This window comes from Cribrihabitans marinus, assembly GCF_900109035.1.
Taxonomy (GTDB): Bacteria; Pseudomonadota; Alphaproteobacteria; order Rhodobacterales; family Rhodobacteraceae; genus Cribrihabitans; species Cribrihabitans marinus.
In genome coordinates, this window is record NZ_FNYD01000012.1 from 92,894 (window position 1) to 113,577 (window position 20,684).

The following is a 20,684-nucleotide window of genomic DNA, read 5'->3' on the forward strand; positions in this document are numbered from 1 at the left end:
GGCCCTTGCGGACTCAGGAAAGGCCCCGGGCAGAGACATCTCTGCCGGGGCCCGCGGGGTCGGCCGGATCAGCTGACGTCGCCGGTCTCGAGGTTCCACAGGAACTCGTTGCAGTCGCTCAGCTTGCCGGTCTCGAAATCGGCGATGCGGTATTTCACCGAAATGCCGCGATAGGCTATGGTCCAGTTCTCTTCCGGGATCTGCTCCTCGCCGCCGGACACCGAATAGCTGTCGATGATGGCGTGTCGCAGGGTGAAGATCAGATAGGGCTCCATGCCCTTCTTCTCGTCGTCGCCGGCCCGGCACATCTGGATGATCAGCTCCTTGGTGGCCTTGCCGCTGGCGACATAGGTCATCAGCTTGGCGCTGGCCTTGCTCAGCTCGGTGGTGCAGGAGACCTTGCCGAAATTGGCGTTGGCATAGCCGCGCTGGGTGGTGCCCAGGTCCGACATGTCCAGCGTGCGCTCGACATTCCATTCCAGGTTCTTGACCGCGATCCAGTCCTTGTGCTGCTTCTCCCGCGCTTCGCCGGGGATCTGGTCAATTTTGATAAATACGTTCTCTGTCATTTTTCCATCCTTCCTCGTTCGGAGGCTAAATCAGTTGGTCTTGGCTTCTGTGCAATCTTGATACACTGCTCCGAATCACAATTCTGCGAACTGGATCACGTTTACCCGCTCTTTTCCGACGGCAGCTTGGACACCAGGCGAAGCGAGACCGACAATCCTTCCAGCTGATAGTGCGGGCGCAGGAAGAATTTCGACGTGTAGTAGCCGGGGTTGCCCTCGACATCCTCGACCACCACCTCGGCCGCGGCCAGCGGTTTGCGCGCCTTTTCGGATTCGGCCGAAATATCGGCGTTGAAATCCACGTAGTTGTTGATCCAGCTCTGCAGCCAGCTCTCCATGTCCTGACGGCTCTTGAATGAGCCGACCTTGTCGCGGACCATGCATTTCAGGTAATGCGCGAACCGGCAGGTGGCGAAGAGATAGGGCAGCCGCGCGGCCAGGTTGGCGTTGGCGGTGGCGTCGGGATCGTCGTATTCCGCCGGCTTGTGCAGCGACTGCGCCCCGATGAAAGTGGCGGTGTCGGTGTTCTTGCGGTGAATGAGCGGCATCATCCCGTTCTTGGCCAGCTCCGCCTCGCGGCGGTCCGAGATGGCGATCTCGGTGGGGCATTTCATGTCCACCCCGCCATCGTCGGTGGGGAAGGTATGCGCCGGCAGGTTCTCCAGTGTGCCGCCGGATTCCACGCCCCGGATGCGCGAGCACCAGCCGTATTCCTTGAAGCTGCGGTTGATGTTCACCGCCATGCCGTAGGCGGCGTTGACCCAGCCGTATTTCTCGCTGCCCGCGCCCTCGGTATCCTCCTCGAAGGCGAACTCCTCGACCGGCTCGGTCTTGGCGCCATAGGGCATCCGGCCCAGGAACCGCGGCATGGCCAGGCCCACATACTTGCTGTCCTCGCTTTCGCGCAGGCTGCGCCAGGCGGCGTATTCCGGGGTCTGGAAGATCTTGGTCAGGTCGCGCGGATTGGCCAGCTCGGCCCAGCTGTCCATCTGGAACAGCGACGGTTTCGCGCCGGTGATCAGCGGCGCATGGGCCGCGGCGGCCACCTTGGACATCTCGCCCAGCAGCTCGATGTCCTGGGGGCTGTGGTCGAAATGGTAATCGGCCACCAGCGTGCCATAGGGCTCGCCGCCGAACTGGCCGAATTCCTCTTCGTAGATCTTCTTGAAGATCGGCGACTGGTCCCAGGCGGTGCCCTTGAACTTGCGCAGGGTCTTGTGCATGTCCTTCTTCGAGATGTTCATCACCCGGATCTTGAGCTGCTCGTCGGACTCGGTGTTGTTCACCAGATAATGCAGGCCCCGCCACGCGCTTTCCATCTGCTGGAAATCCTCGTGGTGCAGGATCAGGTTGACCTGCTCGGTCAGCTTCTTGTCGATCTCGGCCACGATCCCCTCGATCGAGCGCAGCGCGTCGTCCGAGATCAGCGCGGTGTTGGCCAGCGCCTGCTCGGCCAGGGTCTTGACCGCGGATTCAACCGCCGTCTTTGCCTGGTCGGACTTGGGGCGAAACTCCTTCTGCAGAAGGGCCTCGAATTCGGATGAGCCGAACGCCGTGGCGCCTTCGGCCTGTTCTGTCTTGGCTGCTTCCTCGGCCATCTCTTATTCCTCCTTCTCGGCCTCTTCGGCACCCGGCTTGGGCTGCGCGGCCAGCGTCTTCAGCAGCGACGGGTCCTGGATGATCTTGGAAATCAGATCCTCGGCCCCGGTCTTGCCGTCCATGTAGGTCATCAGGTTCGACAGCTGGGTGCGCGCGTTCAGCAGTTCTGCCAGCGGCTCGACCTTGCTGGCGATGGCGGCGGGGCTGAAATCGTCCATGCTCTCGAAGGTGATGTCGACGGCCATGTTGCCCTCGCCGGTCAGCGTGTTGGGCACGGTGAACGCCACCCGCGGCGCCAGCGCCTTCATCCGGTCGTCGAAATTGTCGACGTCGATCTCCAGGAACTTGCGGTCGGCCACCGCCGGCTGCTCGACCTCGGACTTGCCGGCCAGGTCGCTGACCACCCCCATCACGAAGGGCAGCTGCACCTTCTTCTCGGCGCCGTAGAGTTCCACGTCATATTCGATCTGGACCCGCGGGGCCCGGTTTCGGGCAATGAATTTCTGTGAACTGGTTGCCATCTGTCTGTCTCCTCAAGTCCAAATGTCCGGCGCGGCGCGCCGGTCAATAATCGTATTCGTCGCTTCCCTTGATGCCGCCGATCTTGCGCACCTCGTCCAGGCCTTCCTTGGCCATGTCCTCGATGATGGTCAGGAAGTCGGCGCTGACCAGCCGCTTGGCGCGTTCCAACAGGATCGGCACCGGGCTCGACGGCTCCTGGCGCGCGTAATAGTCCATGATCCGCTCCAGCGTGTTGGTCACGTCCTGCGGGCCGTTGATCGCGCCGCCGCCCGAGGGCGCGGGCGCCCCCCCTGCCCCGCCGCCACCTGCCGCGTCCGCCGCGGGCGCATCCCCCTCGGCCGCGTCGCCGGCCGACGCCGCCGGCGCGGATCCGTCGCCATATTTGGCCAGGGCGTTCTTGATCCCGCGCAGGCTCATCACCAGCGGGTCCAGCGCCGGCCCCTCGCCCGGTGTCTTGTCCGAGAAGATGCCGTCGATCGCGTCCACATCCTCGAGCAGCAGCGCGATGGCATCGGCATTGGCCTGCTGCACCTCGGCATCGGTATCCTTGAACGCCGCCTGAACCGCATTGTTGTCGGGCACGCTGTCGAAATCCGAGGGCGGGGTGATCGCGCCCTGCGCCACCTCGACATGGCGCAGCGACATCCGCCCGAAGGTGCGGCTTTCGGTCAGAGCGACCCGGCGCAGCCCGACATAGACCGCCGACGGACCCGCCTGCCCGCCCGGCTGGCCGCACAGGCCCTGCACCGCGTTGATGCGCATGGTGACATCGCCGTCATCCTCGTCGGGTTCGGGATGGCAGCTGTCCCAGAAATCCTCGAGCAGCTTGCGGATGTAGTGCACCGCCCCGGCAAAGGCCGGCAGCCCCTTGGTGCGCAGCACCGCCTCGGACAGGAACACCGCGGCGCGGATGTCGTGGCTGCGTTCCAGCACCGCCAGGGCCAGCTTCTCGACCTCGGGCCAGTCGGGTTCTTCGGCGGCGACGACCTCGTCGCCCATCTGGCGTTCTTCGCCCGGCTGCGCGGTCAGCTCCAGTTCGGTGAAGACCGGATCGTATTCCAGGTTCTCGCCGCTCGGGGGATTGGCGTCCCGTGGGTCTAGATAGGCAGCAAGATCCATTCTCTCTCCGATGGATTGGTGTCGTGTTCCGCCGCGTCGGTTCCCGGCCCCCCTGCCGCGCCCGCACATACCGCCCCGCCGGGCGCGCACGTTCACGACCGCCGCGGCGGCCTACCTCCCGTCTTGACGTCAAGTCAGCCTTATAGTCTGTTCAAAGTCAAACTCTTATTGCGCGAGGCCCGGCCCCGGATGGCGACAGACCCCGCAGAGGGCGCGGTTTTGCGCCAGATGGTGAGCCTTGCCCGCAAGGAGCCGGTGAATTTCGCCTTCTGCGACGGCGGCGCCGGCGGCAGCGGACCCGTGCTTCTGATCGACCGCCGCAAGCCCGCTGCAAGCCTGGCCAAGGAGGCGCGCAGGCTGGCCGGCGGGGCGCGCGCGGCGCATGGCGAGATGACCGCGCAGGGCAGCACGATCCGCCTGGATTGCGCCGCCGATCTGCCCAACCTGGCCAAGCTGATGCGCACCCACATGAAGGCCAACGGGATCAGCGCCGAGGTGGTGCTGGGCACGGCCGAGGCCGACGAAGCGGCCGCCGAACCGGCCGAGCCGCCCACGGCCGCGGCCGCCGGCGTGGTCGGCCTGTCCGAGGCGCGGCAGGGCTGGAGCGATGCGCGTGACCGCGTGATGGCCGATGTCAAGGCGCTGCTCACCGGGGTCGGCGCCGCCACCGGGGACCAGCCCGAATACGCCCACGCCCCGCGCGAGATGGCCCGGCTGGTGCAGCCGGTGGCGCAGATGGACGACCGGCTGGACGCGCTGCTGGCCCGGCTGGAGCGCGCGCAGGGCGACGACCGCGCGGCCCTGGTCGCCGCCGCGCAGAAGGCGCTGCGCAACCATGCCGCGCTGATGGAGACCGAGTTCTTCAAGGCGGTGGATGCCAGCGGCTTTGCCGAGACCCGCATCCGCGCCACCATCCTGAACGCATTGAAAGGGGTTGCAGAGGCGCTGACCAAGGCGGCCTGACCCGCATCACATCCTGGGGAGGAAACAAGATGAAACCGACACCGATCATGGCCGCCCTGCTGGCCGCCGCACTGGCCTGGAGCGGGCCGGCGCAGGCCGAAGAGCCGCAACTTGTGGTTGAACTCAACAAGTTCGAACCCACCGATACCGGCGGCTGCCGCGCCTTCTTCCTGTTCCGCAACGGCACCGAGATGAGTTTCGAGGCCTTCGAGATGTCGCTGGCGATCCTGGATGGCGACGGGGTGATCGACCGGCTGCTGAGCATCGATGCCGCCCCCCTGCCCGTCAGCCGCACGGTGCTCAAGCTGTTCGAGATCCCGCAGATCGCCTGTGACGACATCTCCGAGATCCTGCTGCACGACCTGACCGCCTGCACCCCGCAGAACGCCGAGCCGATGGACTGTTTCCCGATCCTGTCGCTGGCCAGCAAGACGCCCGCGCCGCTGGCCAAATAGCGCATGGCCTGGTTCGACACCCTGGGCGCCGGCGGGCCGATCCTGGCCGTGCTGGCGGTGCTGTCGCTGATCTCGGTGGCGCTGATCGTGGTCAAGACGCTGGCGCTGTGGCCGGTGACAGGCGGCGGGTCGGCGCGCGACGCGGCGCTGGCGGAGTGGGCCGAGGGGCGGCGCGACGCGGCCCGCGCGGGGCTGGGCAACGCCGCCGCCGACCGGGTGCTGGCCTATGCCATGCAGGCGCTGTCGGACGGGTTCCGGGGCGCGCCGCTGATCGCCGAGCTGACCCGGCGCGGCAACGAGGAATTTGCCGCCATGAGCCGCGGCATTAGGGTGCTGGAGCTGATCGCGATGATCTCGCCACTGCTGGGCCTTCTGGGCACCGTGACCGGGATGATCCAGTCCTTCCAGGAGCTGGAGCTGGCCGAGGGCGCGGCCAATGCCTCGGTGCTGGCGGGCGGCATCTGGCAGGCGCTGCTGACCACCGCCGCCGGTCTGCTGGTGGCGATCCCGGCCGCGGTCGCCGCCTCGCTTCTGGCCGGGCGCGCGGAACGCGGCGCGCAGGCGATCGAGAACGCGGTCGGGCGCCTGATGGTGATCGAGGAACAGGGGCCGCGCTGAGGGAGGCACGTCATGGCCGAGATGCTGAGCCTGACCCGGCCGCGCCCGTCCCGCGCTCCGGTCTCGCTGGTGCCGATGATCGACGTGCTGCTGATCATGCTGGTCTTCTTCATGGTCACCTCGACCTATCTGGATCTCGACATGATCCCTGCCGTGGACAGCGCCGAGGGCGCGGCCCCCGGCCCCGCCGCTGCGGCCGATGGCACGGTCCTGATCCGGCTGGGCGCCGATGGCCGCCCGGCGATCCAGGGCCGCAGCCTGTTGCATGGGGAACTGGCGGCGCATCTGGCGGCGCGGCCCGACGCGCAGGTGATCGTGCTGCCCACCGGCGCGGCGACGATGCAGGCGCTGGTCTCGGTCATGGACACGGTGACCGGCGCCGGCGTCACTCGGATGCGGGTCGTGCGGCTGGAGGCGCGGCCATGAGGAACGCCGCATGAGAATTGCCCGCCCCGCCCCGCGCACCGCGCCCGAAACCGTCATCGCGCTGATCGACGTGGTGTTCTTTCTGCTGGTCTTCTTCATGCTGATCGGCCGGATGGACGCCACCGCGCCGTTCGACGTGACCCCGCCCGAGTCGCTGACCGGTGCCGACATGCCCGGCGGCGGCGCCACGCTGGCTGTGGCGGCGGACGGCGCACTGGCGCTCGATGGCGCGCCGGTCGATGCCGGTGCGGCCGCCGAGCGGCTGCTTGCGCGGCTGGCCGATCAGCCGGATCTGCTGGTGCGGATCAACGCCCATCGCGACGCCCAGCTGCGCCACGTGCTGCCGCTGATCGCCACGCTCGAGGGGCAGGGCGCGCGCGAGGTGGTGCTGGTGGTCACGCCGCCGGATGCCGGGAAATGAGCCGGGGGGCGGCGCTGTGGGCGGCGGGGCTGGCGGGGTCGGTCCTGCTGCATGGCGCGGGGGCGGCGGTGCTGTGGCGCGCGGTGCAGCCCGATCCGGTCGCCGAACAGCCGGTGCCGGACACCAGGATGCGCCTCTCGGCCTATCGCGTGACCCGGACCGAAGCCGCCGAGGCCGCCCCGCAGGCCGATCCGGCGGCGCAGACCGAGGCCACCGGGGCGCGGCTGGGGCCGGGGGAGATCCCCCGCAGCCGCGCGGAACCGGCCGCGTTGACAGCTGTCAACCTGCCTCCGCAGACCGCGCCCACCGCCACCGCACCGACGCTGGATGCGCCCGGTGAGGCCCTGCCCGCCGCGGTTCCGGATCCCGAGACCATGCCGCAGGCCCGGCCGCAGACCGAGCCGCTCGACCCGGCCCAGCCGGCGCCGGAGACCGCCCCGGCGGCGGAATTGACAGCCGTAAACATCCCCGACGCGCCGCTGCAACCCCGGCCCTTGGTCGCGGGCGATCCCGTGCCCGAGGCGGCAAACCCGCTTGCACCGGCGGCCGACCCGCTGGTCGATGTCGCGCCCGCCGCCGATGTTCTGACCGGCACCCAGCCGCCGGCCAACCCCGCGCCCAGCGTCGAGGCCCCCGCGGCACCGGCCGCGCAGATCGCCGCAACCGGCGAGGCGCTTGGCAGCGCGCCACCACGGCCGGTGACGCTGCCTCAGGCTGCCCCGCAGGTGCAGAGCGTCCGCGCGGAACTGGCCTTCTCGACCGACGAGGGCGCGGTGGATCCGGTGTCGCTGGCCGCCTTCCAGAGCTTCATGGATCCGCAGGCCGGGCAGGCCGAAGAGCTGCGCGACGGGATCGAGGGGCTGCTGGCGGCAGTGCCCTGTTCGCGGATGCAGGTGCAGTTCCGCCCCGAGGGCAACCGCCTGGACCTGGTGGGCCATGTTCCCGCCGAGGACATGCGCGCGCCGGTTCTGGCCGCGCTGCAGGCCCAGATGGGCGGCAACATCACCGTGGCCGACAACCTGCGCATCCTGCCCGAGCCGCAATGCGGCGCGCTGAGCGGCATCGCCGATGTCGGGCTGCCGCAATCCACCGACCAGATCACCAACCCGCTGCTGGTGGGCGAGGACACCCATGCGCGCGAGTTCCGCTATGTGCAGGGCCAGCAGCTGGTGCTGGACCTGACCGGCGCGGACTACGACGCCTATGTCTATGTCGATTACTTCGACGCCGAAGGCCAGGTGATCCATCTGAGCCCGAACGAGTCGACGCCGCTGCGGCTGACGCCGGCGGAATCGGCGCTCAGGATCGGGGCCGAGCGGCCGGGCGAACCGGGGCTCTATATCACCATCGGGCCGCCCTATGGCCAGGAGATCGCCGTGGCCTTCGCCGCGTCCGAACCGCTCTATTCGGGTCTGCGCCCGCTTGTAGAGCCTGCGGCGCCCTATCTCGACTGGCTGCGCGCACGGGTGGCCGAGGCCCGCGAGACGCATCCCGACTTCAAAGGCGAATGGGTCTATTTCTTTGTCAGCACCGTGCCGGGCTAGCTGTCCTGGTTCCGCCCCCCGCCACGTCAGTAAAAGAACGGCAGGCCCTTGCGCTTGGCGGCTTCGACCCATGTCGGCACAAAGGGGATGATCTTGTCCTGTGACGGCACCATCATCTCGATGAAATTCGCACCGGAATTCTCGATCGCCGCGGACAGGACGTCTTCGATCTGGTCCTCACGCGTGATCCGCGCGGTTGCAAAGCCGAAACCGTCCAGAACCTTGACGTAGTCGACACCACCGAAATCCGTTGACCACGGCTCGTCCACGTCATCGAGCAGGATGGCCTCGCCGCGGATCCAGCCATAATTGTCGTTGCGGGTCAGGATGATCGTGACGTTCTTGCCACTGCGCTTGATCGTTTCCAGATCCCCCATGACGAAGGCGAAGGAGCCATCACCAGTGAACGAGATCACCGGGCCGTCACTGGCATAGGAGGCGCCTATGCCCGCCGGCACCGAATAGCCCAGGGCGCCCATGGAATAGTTGGTCAGATAGCGGCGCCCGGCCTTGCGCACCGACATCAGGGCCGAAGGGTAGATCGCCGCGACGCCGGGTTCGGCGGTCACGATCGCATCGTCGGGCAGCAGCCTGTCCAGAGCCTCGGTCAGCCTGACGGGCGAGACCGTGCCCTCGGGCATCCGGATATTCGAGTTGAAGACCCGTTCGAGCGCGCTGGTCCTGAGGGCGGTCAGATCGACCGTCGCCGGCGGTACCGGTGCGTCATCGGCCAGCAGCTCGTTCATGTAGGACAGTGTGGCCCGCGCATCGCCGACCAAACCCACCTGCACCGGAAAGTTGTTGCCCACATGGGCCTCGGCGATGTCGAGGTGGATGAAGGTCTTTTCCCTGGGGTCGCCGTAGAGCTTCCAGTGCATCGTCGAGCTGGAATCCGTGTTGGTGCCGATGAAGAAAACCGTGTCGGCCGCCTTCACGAACTCGTTGGAATACTCCATGCCGCCGCGCGCACCGATGACGCGAAGGGCCAAGGGGTGCGTTTCGGGGATCGTGCCCTTGCCCGCCGTGGTCGTGGCAACCGGGATCTGCAGGGTATCGGCCAGGGCCAGTACGGCCTCGGTCGCGCGCGAGATCAGCGCGCCCTGCCCGCAGACGATCACCGGGTTTTCCGCGGCCTTGAGCAGCTCCAGCGCCGCACGCACCTTGGCATGATCGGCCACCGGCCGATGCGCGGGATAGGAGCGATAGTCCGCCTCGGCGTAGAGGTCGTCGATCCGCGCGGTCTCGTTGAACACGTTGATCGGCACGCGGATATGCACCGGGGCCGGTCGGCCCGAGGTCGCGACCCGGAAGGCCCGGCGCAGCAAGAAGGGGATCTCGGCGACATTGGTCAGGTAGAAGGATTCCTTGCAGATCGGTGCATAGAGCGCAGTCTGGTCCACGCCCGTCAGGCCATGCCGCTTGTCCTGGTTGATCGGGATGTCCGACGAGAAGAAGATGACCGGCACCGAGCTGAGGAAGGCCTCGGTGATGCCCGGTGTGCAATGGGTGACGCCCGGGCTTGGCGCCTCGAGCACGGCCGGGCGACCGGTGACCTTGGCATAGGCCTCGGCCGCGAAGGCGGCGGTGCGTTCGTCGCGGGTCAGGACATATTCGATGTCGGTATGCTTGTACCAATCCTTGTACCAGCCGATGGTCGTCTCTCCGGGCAGGCCGAACACGTGGGTCACGCCGAACAGGTCCAGCATCTTCAGGATGACCTGGCCGCCCGTCATTTCACGAGCTGCGCGGTCCGGGTCGCGTTCGGTTTTCATGGCTGGGACTCCTCAATCCAGGGCCGGTGCAACGGCATATCGGGCGAGTTTTTCGGGGTCGACCGAGACGCCGAGCCCGGGTCCCGTCGGGACATGGACGCGCCCGCCCCGGACCGGGAAAGGATCGACCAGGATGTCGTCGAGCGCATAGTAGGTGGCCATGTAGAACTCGCAGCCCAGCCTGAGGTCCGGAACCGCCGCCATCAGGTGCGCGCCCGCCGCATGGGCGAGGCCCGTCTCGAACATGCAGCCGCCATAGACCTCGATCCCGGCCGCGCGGGCGATGGCCGCCACTTCCAGTGCGCGGCGGATGCCGCCGGATTTCATGATCTTGAGAGAGAAGATGTCGGCGATGCGGATCTGCGCGCCATACAGGGCGGTCCGGGGATCGAAGACGCTTTCATCCGCCATGATCGGCAGATCGACCACATGCGCGATATGCGCCAGCGCCTCGCGCTCGTGCATCTTGACGGGTTGCTCGACAAAGGTCGGCCGGAACGGCTCGAAATCCTTGATCCTGCGCACCGCGTCATAGGCCGGCAGACCCTGGTTGTAGTCGATGCGCATGTCGATCTCGTCGCCGTAGAGCGCGCGCAGTCTCTCGACCCGCATCAGGTCGAACGCATGCCCGGCGAACCCGGTCTTGAGCTTGTAGATGCGCACACCGTCGTCCCACAGCGTCGCGATATCCTCCAGATCGGCGTTGAAATCCGGATTGGCGACGGAAAAGCTCATCCCGATATCGTCCCGCATCCGGCCGCCGACAAGCTCGCAGACGGACAGGCCGGCGATCTGGCCGGTGAGGTCCAGCAAGGCCATCTCGAGCGCGGCCTTGGCCTCGGGATGCCCGACCAGCGCCCTGTCGGCCGCCAGCATGTGCCTTTCGACCTGAACCGGGTCGGCCCGGATCAGGAACGGGCGGAAATAGGTGTGAAGTGCTGCGGCATTGCCCTCGGCGGTTCCGGTGAAGACCGGCCAGGGCGAGGCCTCGCCCCACCCGGTGAGGCCGGTATCGGTGGTCAGTTCCAGCACCACCGAATGGATGCCCGAGACGTCGCCGCTGCCATGCGAATGCACGGCCCTGGCGGGAATGTTGATGCGGTGGACCCGCATGCCCTGAATCTTGTGAATGCTCATCTGGCTTGCCTTGGATATCTCAGGGACGGACAGTCAGGACGCTGCAATTGGTGTCGCGGTCGCGCGCGACCCGTGCCGCGTTCGGGCCGATGAACAGGTCCCGGATCGTCGGCTTGTTGGCGCCGATGACGATGAACGAGGCCCCGATCTCGTCGGTCCTCGCGACGATCCTTTCGCAGACGGTGCCGCGCAACACGCGACCGCCACAGGCGCGCAACTCCTCGGGGACGAAATGCTGAGCATAACCGTCCTGCTGGTCGGGGATGACGAACACCAGTTCGATCCTTTCATCATGCGTCTGGGCCAGCTTGATGGCCTCTTGTACCACGCGGGCCTCGGCGACGTCATTGTGAAGGTTGATGGCGGCAAGGATGGATGTTTCCGGCATGTCTCGTTCTTTCAAAGCGGTGCCAGGGCCGCCCCGGGGCGGCCGGGTCAATTCGACCGTCCCGTCATCCGCTCGGGCAGGTAGAGGGCCAGTTGCGGAAACTAGATCGTGAACAGCGGCAGCACCGTCAGCGTCGAGCTGGACGAACTGGTCCAGATCCGGGTCAGCATGGCGTCGCCCGCCTGGCGCGTCGTCAGCCTAGGCAGGTATTGCCACCGCAGGAACACCGGGAAATCGGGGGTCAGGAGTATTCCCGGCCCCTTGGCGGCCAGACCCGGTGCGGTCACCGGGGCGACGGAACAGGCCGCCAGGACACCGGCGTTGCCGTACGAGGCCGCGTTGTCATGCCCCGCGCCATCGCGATCGATCAGGGTATCGGGCCTGCCGGCGCGCGCCAGCCAGATCGCGGTCGACAGGCCGACGATGCCGGCACCGATCACCACCACCGGACTGTTCGCGTCGTCCTTCATTGAATAGCCACCCCTGCCCAGCCTTTGATGTATGGCACCGAATCGCTGACACGAGCGTAACATGCTGCCGATAATACTGTATACAGTATTGCCGACAATTAAGGATTTGATTTGACAGGGCTGTCCCTTGGTTTTCCGCCTCTCATAACCAATTTGACCGAGTTGGGTGTTGGAAAAGGCGAATGTCGTCGCACGGGCGTGTGCGGAACTTCGGGACAAGCTGCGCTGTGCGCTGGAATGCGAGGCCGTGCGGCGTCTGATCGAACGTGATGACCGGAAGCAGATCGAGGCCCTGGTCGACCATCTCGACCGAACCGAGCCGATCTATGTGACCTGCGAGGATTTCTCGGAACTCGCGCGCATGGACGAGGCGTTTGACATCAAGATCGCCAAGTGCTCCGGCAACGCCGAACTTGTCGACATGCTGCGCAACGTCAATGAACGGATGCGTTATTTTCGGACAATCAACCGGCGTCAATTGCGGCTCCAACCTCAGAGCGACGACCCTGAGGGCCTGAGCGCGCATTGGAAGATCGTGAGGGCCATCGTGGCAAAGGACACCGAAACCGCCGTTGCGGCAACATCGAGTGCCGCAGCGAACAGGTCGTCGAACTCGTGAAACTGGCCCATTCCGAGCTGTTCGTTCCGAACCCGTGATCCGGGCGCAAGGCGCCCGGCATCTCAATTCGCCGCCGCGAGCGGGGCAGTCTCCCCTGCCCCGCCCGTCGGCTCAGGCGGCCTTTACCGCGCTGACCGACGCGTCCAGGATGTCCATCGCCTCGGCGAAGATGTCGTCGGGCACGGTGATCGGCGCCAGGAAGCGGATCACGTTGCCATGCACGCCGCAGGTCAGCAGGACCAGCCCGCGCTCCAGTGCCTCGGCGCGGATCGCATTGGCCATCTCGGGGTTCGGCCTGCTGCCGTCGGCGGTGTTGAACTCGGCCGCGACCATGAAGCCGGGGCCGCGGATCTCGGCGATCTCGGGCGTGGTCGAGCGGATCGCCTCGAGCCGCTGCTTCAGGCGCGAGCCCAGCTCGTTGGCGCGGGCGCACAGGTCCTCCTCCTCGATCACGTCCAGCACGGCGTGGGCGGCGGCGATGCCCAGCGGGTTGCCGCCATAGGTGCCGCCCAGCCCGCCGGCATGGGCGGCGTCCATCAGATCGGCCCGGCCCGTCACCGCCGCCAGCGGCAGCCCGCCGGCCAGACCCTTGGCCATGGTGGTCAGGTCGGCGGCCACGTCATAGCCCTCCATCGCGAAGAGATTGCCGGTGCGGGCGAAACCGGTCTGCACCTCGTCGGCGATCAAAACGATGCCATGCTCGTCGCACAGCCGGCGCAGCCCGCGCATCAGCTCGGCCGGCGCGGGATAGAACCCGCCTTCGCCCTGCACCGGCTCGATCACGATGGCCGCGACCCGGCCCGGGTCCAGATCGGACTTGAACAGCCCGGTCAGCGCGCCAAGCGCATCCGCGGTGGTGGTGCCGTGCAGCTCGACCGGGAACGGCACGTGAAAGACATCGGGCATCATGGCGCCGAACCCGGCCTTGTAGGGATGCACCTTGCCGGTCAGGCTCATCCCCATGAAGGTGCGGCCGTGGAACCCGCCGCCAAAGGCCACCACCGCGTCGCGGCCGGTGGCGATGCGGGCGATCTTGATGGCGTTCTCGACCGCCTCGGCGCCGGTGGTGACAAACACCGTCTTCTTGTCGAAATCGCCGGGCACCTTGTCGTTCAGCCGTTCGGCCAGCCGCACATAGCTTTCATAGGGCAGCACCTGGTGGCAGGTATGGGTGAAGGACTCGGCCTGGCGGCGCACCGCCTCCATGACCTTGGGGTGGCAGTGGCCGGTATTCACCACCGCGATGCCGGCGGCGAAGTCGATATAGCGCTTGCCCTCGACGTCCCAGACCTCGGAATTGCTGGCGCGGTCCACGTAGATCTGCGTCTGCATGCCGACCCCGCGCGAGATCGCGCCGTCGCGGCGTTTCGAGATTTCCGAATTCAACATGTCGCATCCCCTGCGTCAAAAGGGCCCCGCGGACCCGAGTAAGTGTTGGCGGCACTCTACAAGGATTGCAGGCGGGCAAAAGGCCCATTCGCGACCCCGGGGGCGGTTCCCGCCGTCGCATCGCGCCGGCGCAGATTTTCATTGACGCCGGCGCCCGCATCCCCGACTTCCTTGGCCCTGAGACCACCACTTGACCAGGAGCGGCGCGCCATGCTGGACCGGGATCTGCCCCTCGACACGCTTCTCGACCACCTGCACCGGCTGGCCCGGTCCTCGCTGCACCTGTGGGCGGTGCCGGACGGTGCCGATATCCGGCTGATCAACGTGTCCGAGAACGTCACCTTCCTGGTCGAGGCGCCGGACGGGTTCCGGGCGGTGCTGCGCGCGCACCGCGAGGATTACCACAGCCGGCGCGCCATCGACTCCGAACTGGCCTGGCTGCGCGCGCTGGACGCCGACGGCGCGGTGCCGACCCCGCGCGTCTACGCCGGCCGCGACGGCCGCGCGATCCAGACCGGCCGGACCCCGGGGCTGGAGCGTCCGCGCTTCATGGTGCTGTTCCACTTCATCGAGGGCCACGCCCCGGACGAGGACGGCGATCTCACTCCCGGTTTCGAGGAACTCGGCGCGCTTGCCGCGCGCTGCCACCAGCACGTGCTGCGCTGGCCCCGGCCCGAAGGCTTCGAGCGCCTGACATGGGACACCGAGGCGGTGTTCGGGCCCGCGCCCACCTGGGGCGACTGGCGCGATGCGCCCAACCTGGACGGTGACATGCGCGTCGTGCTCGAGCGGGTGGAACGGGTGGTGCGTGCCCGGCTCGACCGGTTCGGCAAGGCACCCGACCGCTACAACCTGATCCATGCCGACATGCGCCTGGCCAACCTGCTGGTTGGCCCCGCCGGCACACGGGTGATCGATTTCGACGATTGCGGCATGGGCTGGTTCCTCTACGATTTCGCCGCCGCCATCAGCTTCATCGAGGACGACCCGCGCATCCCGGCGCTGAAATCCGCCTGGCTGCGCGGCTATCGCACGGTGCGGGCGCTCAGCCCCGAAGAAGAGGCCGAGATCGACACCTTCGTGATGCTGCGCCGGATGGCCCTCCTGGCCTGGATCGGCAGTCATATCGAAGCGCCCGAACCGCAGCAGATGGCCCCCACCTTCGCCGCCGGAACGGCCGAACTGGGCCGCGCCTATCTCGCCCGGTTCGACGCGGGCTGAACACCCGGGCGGCGGATCAGCCCCGCCCCCCCTGCCCCGCCATGTGCCGCGGCAAGTCGCTGCGCGCGTGCAGGATATCCACGACGATCACCATCTCGGACCCTCAATTTCCTCCGCCCTGGCACTCGAATCTGCCTGGCTAGGACACACCCGGCCGCGCGGCGTCCGAGAACCGGACGTTCACCTTGTCCTCGCGAAAGTCGTCGAGACCCAGCCGCCAGCTGCGCTCGGGCCAGAACAGCTCCAGGCTGCCCGAGCGGGGCCGGTAGGCGGCGGTGTAGAGCGTGCCGAAGCCCGAGGAAAACGCCGTCGAATAGAGCGGCGGGCGCAGGAAGGCGCGGATGAACTTGTCCTGGGTTTCGGGATGCAGTGTGAGGCGCTGCAGCAGATAGCGTTCGCGCTCGACCGTGGCGGTGAACCGCGCGTGGCTTGACCATTCCACCCGCTCCTGGTGGTTGGTGGCCACCGCCGCCCGCGACAGCACCGCCGGCCGGTCCGGCGCCAGATAGGCGGTCAGGTAGTGCCGCCGGGCGTCCACCGCCGTCACGTTGTAGCTCATGTGGCAGGGCACGCGGGACAGCACGGCGCCGGCCTCCTCGGCGGTGGTGCAGGTCTGCAGCACATAGCGCAGGATCAGCGGCACACCGAACCCGTCGCCCACCTCGCGCCGGCCGCCAAAGGTCAGTGAGACCGCCAGACCGGCATCGTTGATCCCGTCCACCAGCCCGAACAGCCCGTCGCTGGTGCCGATCACCCCGCGCCCGTCCCAGTTGGTCTTGAGCACGATCCCGTCGAAGGCCTCGGCGCTGTAGTCGTAGTTGCGCACGATCAGCGGCTCGTCGCCCGGCCAGACCGCCTGGCTGCAGGCGGCCAGATAGGCCGGCGGGCAGTAATAGCTGAGAAACCGCGCCTCGCGGTCGCCGCCGCCCGCCAGCACGCAGAGCCGGTCATAGAGATCCGCGATCTCGGGCATATGCGCCTGAAGCGCGCGGCGGCTCTCCAGGTATGTGGGACGCCCCGACAGCCCCTCGCGCGACCACCAGGCGGCATAGGCGGGCCAGTAATCGGCAAACAGCCCGGCCCATTTCGGGCCGGGAGTGTCCTCGGCGATGGCACGGAAACTCAGCATGGGGTCTCTTGGGCGATTCCGGCGCGATTGGCAATGCGCCGGAACCGATGCGGTCTCACATGATCTTGAACGCCGGATCCTCGAGCACCTGCGCCGAGGGCAGCGGACGCGCCGAATAGGCCGCCTTGATCCCGTCGATCCAGCGCTTGGATTTCGCCGTCAGCTGGAAGCCCTGGGTCATCGACCGCCCCCGCGTCACCAGGATGCCCAGGTCGGCCCCCTCATAGCGATAGTCGCCCACGTTCGAGATCCGCAGGAAGAACGCCTCGTCCTCGCTCTCGACCGCGCGGCGGTGATAGTCGAACCGGTCATAGACCACCTGCCCGTCCGGCAGCATCTTGTAGATGCCCGATTGCGGCGCGTGGGTGATGATGTCCACGTTGTCGTCGGTGTGCTTGATGACCATCTGCGACCACGAGTCGATCATGTCGGGATCGGCCCATCGGGAGTTCAACTCCTCGACCTCCAGCTTGAAGGGCTTTTTGGAAAACTCCAGCAGATGGAACAGGAACAGCGGCGCGTCGGCATGGGCAAAGGCCGCGTGGTTGGTCATCGAACTGGCCCCGGTGATGCGCGGGTTCAGCTCGCCCAGCCAGATGTCGCCGGACTTCTTGTCGATCAGGAAATCCAGCTCGAAATAGCCCCGATAGCCTTCCTTGCGCAGCTGTTCACCGAACTTGAACGTGAGCTCGCGCGCCTTCTGCCGGGTCTTGGGGGGAAAGGCGGTCGAGAAGATCTCGTTTCCGCACCAGCCGCCGCGATAGGGCGTGAGCTCGCTGAACCCCACAAGCTCGGTCATCAGCGGGCCGACGATGGTGCCCTTGGCCGTGGCGCAGGCCTCGATCGCAGAGCCGCGGCAGTTGATCCGCTTCATGATCTTGATCTCCCCCTCGCCCACGATCTCGTGTTCGTGGCGGCGGAAGTCGGCCTCGGACTTGATGAAGAACGTCGTGTGCCCGCTGTCGCCGAAGGCCGATTGCAGCACCAGGTCGTCGCCCAGCTTGGCCTTCTTGCAGACCTCCTGCAGATGCGCGTAGCCCTTGACCTCGGAGAGCGTGTTGGGCACCGACGGCACGCCGGCCTTGTTGCCAATGCGCACGGTCTCGATCTTGTTGTCCATGCTGGTGCGCAGCTTGGCCTTGGGGAACCACACCTCGCCGCCCAGCTCCTTGACCAGTTTCTCGGTGGTCTCGTCGAACATCAGGAACACGAATTTCGGCTTGCCGCCGCGCGCCTTGACGTAATCCACCACCTCCTTGTGCTGCAGCAGGTAGTTGTTGATGTCCTCGATCGACTGGAACTCGTCATGCGGCAGCTCGGACGGGCACAGCACGTTGGGATGCCGGCCGTCGAAACAGTCCATATAGCAGATATACTTGAAATTCTTGACCCATTCATCCAGCCCCAGCAGGTTGAAATTGGTCGCCGAGACGAAATAGATCGGATCCTTGTTGGTGTGGAAATACCGGCGGATCTCGGAAATGTTCTTGAGCGTCTTCTTGGGCATATCGGGTCCTCTCCTTGTCTCGTCTCACGCCGCCACGGATTTCAGGGCGTCCTTGGTGAACACGCGCAGGCCCAGGTCGGGGCGGAAGCCGTGGATCTCGCTTACGTCCAGCGCGCGCATGAACGCCAGGATCTCGGGGCTGACCACCTGGCCGGGCACCAGGATCGGAAAGCCGGGGGGATAGGGAATGATGAACGAAGCCGAGACCAGCTCCTCGCCGTCCTCCAGCCGTTTCATCAGCCCGTCATCCAGCGGCAGGTAGTCGCAATTCTCCTCGTCATAGGACAGGAAGAACGCGGTGCGGATGTCGCCCTCGGGGGTGTCCTGACCGCCACGGAACGCATCGTGGAAGCGGCTGAAATCGGGCAGCGGCGGCACATGCTCGATCAGCGCCGAAACCCGGTTCTCGAACGAGCGCCTCTCCATCTTGGATGCATCGTCCAGCAGGTCGTCCAGGCCGTTGGCGATCTCGACCAGCACCTCGATCAGATAGGCGACCGAGGAGCGCGTGGTGCCGATATTGGTCATGAACAGCACCGTGTTGCGCGAGGTCTTGTTGATCTGGATGCCGTATTTGTCCATCAGGATCTGGGTCTTGAACGTGTCCCCGTCCCAGCCGGTGCCGCCCACGGTCAGGGTGACGCGGGTGGGGTCCAGCACGAACTCGTCGCGGCTCCAGATGTCCCACTTGTCCGACCAGCCCTGCTCGGCGTCGTAATAGGCCTCGATCCCGCTCTCGCGGTATTCCTCGGGGATCATCATGCCCGGCGTCAGCACCTTGAAATACCGGTTCAGCACCGGGTGCGTGGCCACCGCGCGGCGGATCGCCATGGCGCTTTCCACCTGGCGTTGCACGAACTCGAACCCTTCCAGTTCCACCTGCCTGCGGCCCACGTCCAGCGAGGCGATGATCTGGTAATTGGGCGAGGTCGACGTGTGCGTCATGTAGGCCTCGTGAAAGACCTGTTCGACCTCGCCCTTGAAGTCCTGGTCGTTGACATGGATCATCGATCCTTGCCGGAGCGAGGTCAGCGTCTTGTGGGTCGATTGCGTGGCATAGACCCGCACACGCGCGTCGGGCGGCGGCACCAGCCGCGTGTTCAGCCAGGTCTCGTCATCGGCCTTTTCCAGCTCCTTGTGCTGCGCCTCCCAGGCTGCGGCGGCCTCGGGCGTGCGCAGGCTCTCGCGCAGGGTGTTGGCCACGCTCATCGCGGTGCGCTGGCGGTAGGTCGGCACGAAGCGGGCAAAGGCGAACCACGCTTCGTCCCACAGGAACACCAGGTCGCGCTTGATCGCCAGGCATTCCTCCATCACCCGCTGCACGTTGTAGATCAGCCCGTCGAAGGTGCAGTTGGTCAGCAGGACCATGCGCACCCGGTCCAGCTTGCCGGCCGCCTTCAGCTTCAGCAGCGTGTGCTTGATCTCGCGCAGCGGCACTGCGCCATACATCGAATACTCGTGCAGCGGATAGCTGTCCATGTAGACGACATTGGCCCCGGCCAGAACCATCCCGTAGTGGTGCGACTTGTGACAGTCGCGGTCGACCAGCACGATATCGCCCGGACGGATCAGCGCTTGCACCACGATCTTGTTGCAGGTCGAGGTGCCGTTTGTGGCGAAAAACGTCTGTTTAGAGCCGAAAGCCCGCGCCGCCATGTCCTGCGCTTCCTTTATCGGACCGCGCGGCTCAAGCAGGCTGTCGAGCCCGCCAGAGGTGGCCGAAGTCTCGGCCAGGAAGATGTTGGGCCCATAGAAAGCACCCATGTCCTGGATCCAGTGGCTGCGGCTGATCGACTTACCGCGGCTGATCGGCATGGCGTGAAAGACACCGGTGGGCTGCTTGGAATACTCCTTGAGCGCGGTGAAGAACGGCGTCTTGTAGCGCCGCCCCACCCCGCGCAGGATGTTCAGGTGCAGCTCCAGGAAATCCTCCTGGTTGTAGAACACGCGCCGGCAGCGGCCCAGGTCCAGCCCGGCAATGTCCTCGGCCGAGCGGTCGGTGATCAGGTAGGCGTCCAGTTCCGGGCGGATCCTTTCGATCAGGCGACAGGCTTCGGGGCCGTAATGGCTGGGTTCCAGCGCGTCCACATCCTCCTGGTCGCTGACCTGGCTGAGATACTGCTTGAGCAGCGGCAGCGCGTTGCGCGACTTCAGCGTCAGGCCGGGACGGATCACCACCGCCTGAACATTGTGGTTGAACAGGATGCCCATCAGCGCATCTTCCAGGCTGGGCACGATCACCGGCTCATAGATGAACGGATCCTCGGACCGGCGCACCCGGTGCAGGTTGTTGCGCAGGAATCGTTCCTGGTGCTCGTTGACCTTGTCGACGATCAACACCTCGAAATAGTGCCGCCCCAGCGCGCGATCCTCGGGGGCCAGCGCGGTTTCGTCCTCGTAATCCTCGCTGTCGCCGTCGTCGCCGCCGATCGGGATCGTGCGGCGGCGATAGGCGCCCGAGGTCAGTGCCCGCGCCACCCGCCGCACCGAGATCGACAGATCCTCGATATTGCGCTGATCCAGCATCCGCCGCAGGTGTTCAAAGGATTGTCCGCCGGGAAAGGCCCAGTAGACCTCGATGGGGGCCAGAACGTCGAACAGCGCCTCGGCAGTGGCCAGGAGCTTCTTGCCCTGCCGGCCCTCTATGCCATGCACGCTCAGCGACTCGGCGGTCTCGCGCAACGCGCTCCAGCGGTCGGCGCGCAATTGCGTGGCGCTGTAATAGTCGCCGATTGTCGGCAACTTGGACTTGGCGGATTGGGCCTCCATCGGTCAGTCCTCCCCCGGCGCGCGGCGCCGGCCTGTGGCCCCCCGGG

20 protein-coding genes are annotated in these 20,684 nt (G+C 66.5%); 8 read left to right on the forward strand and 12 right to left on the reverse strand.

Annotated elements, in window-relative coordinates:
- Positions 1 to 68: 68 nt before the first annotated feature.
- The 4 genes from BMX57_RS17835 to tssA all read right to left on the reverse strand — a co-directional run bounded on the left by BMX57_RS17835 (position 69) and on the right by tssA (position 3,809).
- Positions 69 to 569, reverse strand: coding sequence for an Hcp family type VI secretion system effector (locus BMX57_RS17835; protein WP_092370469.1), 501 nt, complete (start codon positions 567 to 569; stop codon positions 69 to 71).
- A gap of 101 nt (positions 570 to 670) precedes the next feature.
- Positions 671 to 2,167 (reverse strand): type VI secretion system contractile sheath large subunit, encoded by a 1,497-nt coding sequence (tssC, locus tag BMX57_RS17840; protein ID WP_092370471.1) that lies wholly within the window; start codon positions 2,165 to 2,167, stop codon positions 671 to 673.
- 3 nt (positions 2,168 to 2,170) lie between these two features.
- Entirely contained in the window at positions 2,171 to 2,689 is a 519-nt protein-coding gene (gene tssB / locus BMX57_RS17845; RefSeq protein WP_092370474.1) for a type VI secretion system contractile sheath small subunit, read from the reverse strand.
- Positions 2,690 to 2,732: 43 nt separating this feature from the next.
- The gene (gene tssA / locus BMX57_RS17850; RefSeq protein ID WP_092370477.1) at positions 2,733 to 3,809 is read right to left on the reverse strand and encodes a type VI secretion system protein TssA; all 1,077 of its coding nucleotides are present in this window, start codon (positions 3,807 to 3,809) and stop codon (positions 2,733 to 2,735) included.
- Between the two features lie 189 nt (positions 3,810 to 3,998).
- On the opposite strand from tssA, the gene BMX57_RS17855 reads away from it, so the two are divergent.
- Genes BMX57_RS17855 through BMX57_RS17880 form a run of 6 tightly spaced genes read left to right on the forward strand, consistent with a single transcriptional unit; the run spans position 3,999 to position 8,236 of the window.
- The gene (locus BMX57_RS17855) at positions 3,999 to 4,772 is read left to right on the forward strand and encodes a hypothetical protein (RefSeq protein ID WP_092370480.1); all 774 of its coding nucleotides are present in this window, start codon (positions 3,999 to 4,001) and stop codon (positions 4,770 to 4,772) included.
- Positions 4,773 to 4,801: 29 nt separating this feature from the next.
- Complete coding sequence (locus BMX57_RS17860; RefSeq protein WP_092370483.1) at positions 4,802 to 5,227, forward strand: hypothetical protein; 426 nt, start codon at positions 4,802 to 4,804, stop codon at positions 5,225 to 5,227.
- Positions 5,228 to 5,230: 3 nt separating this feature from the next.
- Positions 5,231 to 5,845 (forward strand): MotA/TolQ/ExbB proton channel family protein, encoded by a 615-nt coding sequence (locus tag BMX57_RS17865; RefSeq protein WP_092370486.1) that lies wholly within the window; start codon positions 5,231 to 5,233, stop codon positions 5,843 to 5,845.
- Between the two features lie 12 nt (positions 5,846 to 5,857).
- Entirely contained in the window at positions 5,858 to 6,271 is a 414-nt protein-coding gene (locus BMX57_RS17870; protein WP_092370489.1) for an ExbD/TolR family protein, read from the forward strand.
- A gap of 10 nt (positions 6,272 to 6,281) precedes the next feature.
- The gene (locus BMX57_RS17875; RefSeq protein ID WP_092370492.1) at positions 6,282 to 6,692 is read left to right on the forward strand and encodes an ExbD/TolR family protein; all 411 of its coding nucleotides are present in this window, start codon (positions 6,282 to 6,284) and stop codon (positions 6,690 to 6,692) included.
- On the forward strand, positions 6,689 to 8,236 hold the full coding sequence (locus tag BMX57_RS17880) for a DUF4384 domain-containing protein (RefSeq protein WP_092370495.1): 1,548 nt from the start codon (positions 6,689 to 6,691) through the stop codon (positions 8,234 to 8,236). The genes BMX57_RS17875 and BMX57_RS17880 overlap by 4 nt, the downstream gene beginning before the upstream one ends.
- 26 nt (positions 8,237 to 8,262) lie before the next feature.
- On the opposite strand, the gene BMX57_RS17885 is transcribed toward BMX57_RS17880, so the two are convergent.
- From BMX57_RS17885 to BMX57_RS17900, 4 genes are all read right to left on the reverse strand, one after another.
- On the reverse strand, positions 8,263 to 10,008 hold the full coding sequence (locus tag BMX57_RS17885; protein WP_092370498.1) for a thiamine pyrophosphate-binding protein: 1,746 nt from the start codon (positions 10,006 to 10,008) through the stop codon (positions 8,263 to 8,265).
- 12 nt (positions 10,009 to 10,020) lie between these two features.
- Positions 10,021 to 11,145 (reverse strand): enolase C-terminal domain-like protein, encoded by a 1,125-nt coding sequence (locus BMX57_RS17890; RefSeq protein ID WP_092370501.1) that lies wholly within the window; start codon positions 11,143 to 11,145, stop codon positions 10,021 to 10,023.
- 19 nt (positions 11,146 to 11,164) lie between these two features.
- Positions 11,165 to 11,533, reverse strand: a complete 369-nt coding sequence (locus BMX57_RS17895) for a universal stress protein (RefSeq protein ID WP_092370504.1) — start codon at positions 11,531 to 11,533, stop codon at positions 11,165 to 11,167.
- A gap of 101 nt (positions 11,534 to 11,634) precedes the next feature.
- Positions 11,635 to 12,003: an FAD-dependent oxidoreductase gene (locus tag BMX57_RS17900; protein WP_092370507.1), complete on the reverse strand. Its 369-nt coding sequence runs from the start codon at positions 12,001 to 12,003 to the stop codon at positions 11,635 to 11,637.
- Positions 12,004 to 12,172: 169 nt separating this feature from the next.
- Between BMX57_RS17900 and BMX57_RS17905 the strand changes: the two genes are divergently transcribed.
- The gene (locus tag BMX57_RS17905; RefSeq protein ID WP_177175493.1) at positions 12,173 to 12,622 is read left to right on the forward strand and encodes an FCD domain-containing protein; all 450 of its coding nucleotides are present in this window, start codon (positions 12,173 to 12,175) and stop codon (positions 12,620 to 12,622) included.
- A 111-nt stretch (positions 12,623 to 12,733) separates the two neighbouring features.
- Here BMX57_RS17905 and BMX57_RS17910 read toward each other — a convergent pair whose 3' ends face one another.
- The gene (locus BMX57_RS17910; RefSeq protein WP_092370513.1) at positions 12,734 to 14,011 is read right to left on the reverse strand and encodes a 4-aminobutyrate--2-oxoglutarate transaminase; all 1,278 of its coding nucleotides are present in this window, start codon (positions 14,009 to 14,011) and stop codon (positions 12,734 to 12,736) included.
- 210 nt (positions 14,012 to 14,221) lie between these two features.
- Between BMX57_RS17910 and BMX57_RS17915 the strand changes: the two genes are divergently transcribed.
- Positions 14,222 to 15,232, forward strand: a complete 1,011-nt coding sequence (locus tag BMX57_RS17915) for a phosphotransferase enzyme family protein (protein WP_092370516.1) — start codon at positions 14,222 to 14,224, stop codon at positions 15,230 to 15,232.
- 139 nt (positions 15,233 to 15,371) lie between these two features.
- Here the strand turns inward: BMX57_RS17915 and BMX57_RS17920 are convergent, their stop codons facing one another.
- The 3 genes from BMX57_RS17920 to BMX57_RS17930 are packed head-to-tail and all read right to left on the reverse strand — an operon-like array spanning position 15,372 to position 20,637.
- A complete protein-coding gene (locus BMX57_RS17920) occupies positions 15,372 to 16,361 on the reverse strand; it encodes a C45 family autoproteolytic acyltransferase/hydrolase (RefSeq protein ID WP_425304919.1) in 990 nt (329 codons plus the stop codon).
- A 55-nt stretch (positions 16,362 to 16,416) separates the two neighbouring features.
- Positions 16,417 to 17,868, reverse strand: a complete 1,452-nt coding sequence (locus tag BMX57_RS17925; RefSeq protein ID WP_092370519.1) for a biotin carboxylase — start codon at positions 17,866 to 17,868, stop codon at positions 16,417 to 16,419.
- A 24-nt stretch (positions 17,869 to 17,892) separates the two neighbouring features.
- Positions 17,893 to 20,637 (reverse strand): aminotransferase class I/II-fold pyridoxal phosphate-dependent enzyme, encoded by a 2,745-nt coding sequence (locus BMX57_RS17930; RefSeq protein WP_092370521.1) that lies wholly within the window; start codon positions 20,635 to 20,637, stop codon positions 17,893 to 17,895.
- Positions 20,638 to 20,684: the final 47 nt, after the last annotated feature.

Bases quoted from the DNA above. Each gene is read 5' to 3' on its own strand.
- BMX57_RS17835 (WP_092370469.1), bottom strand. From the start codon at position 569: ATGACAGAGAACGTATTTATCAAAATTGACCAGATCCCCGGCGAAGCG.
- tssC (WP_092370471.1), bottom strand. From the start codon at position 2,167: ATGGCCGAGGAAGCAGCCAAGACAGAACAGGCCGAAGGCGCCACGGCG.
- tssB (WP_092370474.1), bottom strand. From the start codon at position 2,689: ATGGCAACCAGTTCACAGAAATTCATTGCCCGAAACCGGGCCCCGCGG.
- tssA (WP_092370477.1), bottom strand. From the start codon at position 3,809: ATGGATCTTGCTGCCTATCTAGACCCACGGGACGCCAATCCCCCGAGC.
- BMX57_RS17855 (WP_092370480.1), top strand. From the start codon at position 3,999: ATGGCGACAGACCCCGCAGAGGGCGCGGTTTTGCGCCAGATGGTGAGC.
- BMX57_RS17860 (WP_092370483.1), top strand. From the start codon at position 4,802: ATGAAACCGACACCGATCATGGCCGCCCTGCTGGCCGCCGCACTGGCC.
- BMX57_RS17865 (WP_092370486.1), top strand. From the start codon at position 5,231: ATGGCCTGGTTCGACACCCTGGGCGCCGGCGGGCCGATCCTGGCCGTG.
- BMX57_RS17870 (WP_092370489.1), top strand. From the start codon at position 5,858: ATGGCCGAGATGCTGAGCCTGACCCGGCCGCGCCCGTCCCGCGCTCCG.
- BMX57_RS17875 (WP_092370492.1), top strand. From the start codon at position 6,282: ATGAGAATTGCCCGCCCCGCCCCGCGCACCGCGCCCGAAACCGTCATC.
- BMX57_RS17880 (WP_092370495.1), top strand. From the start codon at position 6,689: ATGAGCCGGGGGGCGGCGCTGTGGGCGGCGGGGCTGGCGGGGTCGGTC.
- BMX57_RS17885 (WP_092370498.1), bottom strand. From the start codon at position 10,008: ATGAAAACCGAACGCGACCCGGACCGCGCAGCTCGTGAAATGACGGGC.
- BMX57_RS17890 (WP_092370501.1), bottom strand. From the start codon at position 11,145: ATGAGCATTCACAAGATTCAGGGCATGCGGGTCCACCGCATCAACATT.
- BMX57_RS17895 (WP_092370504.1), bottom strand. From the start codon at position 11,533: ATGCCGGAAACATCCATCCTTGCCGCCATCAACCTTCACAATGACGTC.
- BMX57_RS17900 (WP_092370507.1), bottom strand. From the start codon at position 12,003: ATGAAGGACGACGCGAACAGTCCGGTGGTGGTGATCGGTGCCGGCATC.
- BMX57_RS17910 (WP_092370513.1), bottom strand. From the start codon at position 14,011: ATGTTGAATTCGGAAATCTCGAAACGCCGCGACGGCGCGATCTCGCGC.
- BMX57_RS17915 (WP_092370516.1), top strand. From the start codon at position 14,222: ATGCTGGACCGGGATCTGCCCCTCGACACGCTTCTCGACCACCTGCAC.
- BMX57_RS17920 (WP_425304919.1), bottom strand. From the start codon at position 16,361: ATGCTGAGTTTCCGTGCCATCGCCGAGGACACTCCCGGCCCGAAATGG.
- BMX57_RS17925 (WP_092370519.1), bottom strand. From the start codon at position 17,868: ATGCCCAAGAAGACGCTCAAGAACATTTCCGAGATCCGCCGGTATTTC.
- BMX57_RS17930 (WP_092370521.1), bottom strand. From the start codon at position 20,637: ATGGAGGCCCAATCCGCCAAGTCCAAGTTGCCGACAATCGGCGACTAT.